Source organism: Streptomyces synnematoformans (assembly GCF_039531005.1).
Classification (GTDB): Bacteria; Actinomycetota; Actinomycetes; order Streptomycetales; family Streptomycetaceae; genus Streptomyces; species Streptomyces synnematoformans.
Window position 1 is genome coordinate 1 of record NZ_BAAAPF010000703.1, and the last position, 1,010, is coordinate 1,010.

Consider the following 1,010-nt stretch of genomic DNA (forward strand, 5'->3'; position numbering starts at 1 on the left):
CGGGTCCGTGGCCAGCGCCTCGCGCGGGTTCATGTGGAAGAAGTCCGCGTCGAACTGCCCGGCGTCGTACAGGAACGCGCCCTTGCGGGTGTACATCTTGCCCGGCGCGTCCGGGTCCGGGTCGTAGAGGCCGTCGAGGTCCCAGCCGCGGTCCTCCGGCAGGTCGCCGATCGCCTCGACGCCCTCGGAGACCAGCCTCCACAGGTCCTCGGGCCGCCGCATCCCGCCGGGGTAGCGGCAGGCCATCGAGACGATCGCGATCGGGTCGTCGTCCACGGCGGTCGCGACCTGCTTCGCCGCCCGCAGCCGCGGCTGCTCGTCCAGCAGCTTGCCCCGCAGGAACACCGACAGCTCGGTGAGCGTCGGGTGGTCGAAGACCAGCGTGGACGGCAGCTGGAGCGCGGTGGCGTTGGTGAGGCGGTTGCGGAGTTCGACGGCGGTGAGGGAGTCGAAGCCCAGCTCCTTGAACGGGCGCTGCGGGTCGATGGTCTCGGGGCGCGTGTGGCCGAGGACGGCCGCGACGTTGCTCCGGATCAGGTCCAGCATCAGCCGGTCCTGCTCGGCTTCCCCGAGCCCGGCCAGTTCCTCCGCGAGACCGGAACGCCGCACCGCGCTTTCGCCCGCGGCGGTTGCGCGGCGCGCGGTGGCCGGTACGAGGTCGCGGAGCAGCGCCGGCACCTTTGCCGCGCGGCGCAGGCTCGCCGGCTCGATCGGCATGCAGACGAGCGTCGACTCCGGGCGGTCCCGGAGCGCGGCGTCGAAGAGCCGCAGGCCGTGTTCCGTGGTGAGCGCCGTGCCGGTACGGCCCTGCTGGTCGGCGGTGAGGTGGGCGGTGAGGCCGGTGGCCCGCTTCCAGTAGCCCCAGGCGAGGCTGGTGGTGGGCAGGCCCTGCCGGGTGCGCTGGTGGGCGAGGGCGTCCAGGTACGTGTTGGCCGCGGCGTAGTTTGACTGCCCCGGGTTGCCGAGGGTGCCGGCGGCCGAGGAGTAGACCACGAACCGGGCGAGCGGCA

Annotated in this window: 1 protein-coding gene; it reads right to left on the reverse strand. The window is 73.4% G+C overall.

What is annotated here, in order from left to right; all coding sequences use genetic code 11:
• A partial coding sequence (locus ABD317_RS37235) for a beta-ketoacyl reductase (RefSeq protein ID WP_344296542.1) occupies window positions 1-1,010 on the reverse strand: 1,010 nt, incomplete at both ends.